The sequence below is a fragment of the Xanthomonas sp. MUS 060 genome (assembly GCF_000963215.1).
Lineage (GTDB): Bacteria > Pseudomonadota > Gammaproteobacteria > Xanthomonadales > Xanthomonadaceae > Xanthomonas_A.
The window spans coordinates 1-1,399 of sequence record NZ_JZIM01000087.1 but is presented as its reverse complement, the minus strand read 5'-3'; the positions used below and the strand labels follow the sequence as shown (position 1 = coordinate 1,399).

Genomic DNA, 1,399 nt, shown 5'->3' with positions numbered 1-1,399 from the left:
TCCAGACCTGCTGCATCACACGCGCACCACCGTGTCGGATGCAATCGCCGACCTCACGATGGTGCGGGATCGGGTCAATCCGCAGAAGGCAGCCGCAGATGCCTTCACCCGGGATATGCTCGATAAGGCGCAGCAGCAAGGCATTTCCAAAGACCAGATCACCGTCGCCGGTCACTCCCTCGGCGGCGCACTGGCGCAGATCGAGGCGGCGGAGTTTGGTCTGCGTGGCACCACGTTCAATGCCTACGGTGCGGTGAGTCTGAGCCACCACGTGCCGGAGGGCGGCAGGCAGGTGACTAATCTGCCCATGCGGCTGCACGACCATCGTGGACTGCGCGCATGAAGTCCCTCTCTCTTCTGGCTGCATTGTCCCTTTTCTTTAGCCTATCCGCAGGATGTTCTATGTCGCACGGTGATCCCGATAATCCTAAAAAGAACCCGCATCCGCTCAAGCGCTATGAAGTCATCGCTACGGCAGATGCGCCTGGGCCTTGGGATAAAGTAATTGGTAGGGTTTTCTACGATGTAATAAATAAAGAGTGTACGCCAGAGAATAATTTTCTTGGCGTGCATATCACGCCTAAAGATGTGGCGATTGATTTTGAAATGAATCACGTGAGTGAAAAAGTATGGAGAGGATATTTCTATCGAGACGCCGTACTGGCTGAAAATTACTATGGTCTTGGTATATGTCATTGGGATACAACGAGCGTCTCAGTGGGATTTATTGGGAGTGGCGTGCCTTTTAGCTCTGGATCAGTGTTTGAGAGATTTTTGAAAAAAAGTTCGCAGACTGAATATTTCAAGAAGAGCGATTATGGAAATAAAAAATCCATGAGCAATGGGGCGCTTGGGTATTCGGAAGTAAATCCAGAATATTCCAAAAATCCGAGTGAATTCTTCCCCGTCACAGTGACAGTCAAGGAGGTTGCGCCATGACTTTTTCTGATCAAGATAGAGGTGATGCAGCAATTGACGCATACAAAGATCGTCCGCAAAGTGATGCTGATCCAATAAATCCAAAGAAAGTTATTTTTGGTGGCAAGCAATACTTAGTATTTGGATATGGAAACGATCCATCCACCGGTTTTCACGCGACGGCCTATCTCAATAGAGATACTTTTCTGATCAAGATAGAGGTGATGCAGCAATTGACGCATACAAAGATCGTCCGCAAAGTGATGCTGATCCAATAAATCCAAAGAAAGTTATTTTTGGTGGCAAGCAATACTTAGTATTTGGATATGGAAACGATCCATCCACCGGTTTTCACGCGACGGCCTATCTCAATAGAGATACAAACGACATCATCATCGCCTACCGCGGTACCGATCCAGACCTGCTGCATCACACGCGCACCACCGTGTCGGATGCAATCGCCGACCTCACGATGGTGCGG

At 49.2% G+C, this 1,399-nt stretch carries 2 protein-coding genes and 1 pseudogene; all 3 read left to right on the top strand.

Translation table 11 applies throughout. From position 1 onward, the window contains the following. Window positions 1-343 (top strand): annotated as a pseudogene (locus tag XANALMUS060_RS17090) (hypothetical protein); the annotation flags it as partial. After that, window positions 340-939, top strand: coding sequence for a hypothetical protein (locus tag XANALMUS060_RS20390; RefSeq protein WP_152640613.1), 600 nt, complete (start codon window positions 340-342; stop codon window positions 937-939). The pseudogene XANALMUS060_RS17090 and the gene XANALMUS060_RS20390, both read left to right, overlap by 4 nt. Continuing rightward, a complete protein-coding gene (locus tag XANALMUS060_RS20385) occupies window positions 936-1,196 on the top strand; it encodes a hypothetical protein (protein ID WP_152640612.1) in 261 nt (86 codons plus the stop codon). The genes XANALMUS060_RS20390 and XANALMUS060_RS20385 overlap by 4 nt, the downstream gene beginning before the upstream one ends. Window positions 1,197-1,399: the final 203 nt, after the last annotated feature.

Excerpts from the sequence above, each read along its gene's own strand:
- XANALMUS060_RS20385 (WP_152640612.1), top strand. The coding sequence starts at position 936 with ATGACTTTTTCTGATCAAGATAGAGGTGATGCAGCAATTGACGCATAC.
- XANALMUS060_RS20390 (WP_152640613.1), top strand. The coding sequence starts at position 340 with ATGAAGTCCCTCTCTCTTCTGGCTGCATTGTCCCTTTTCTTTAGCCTA.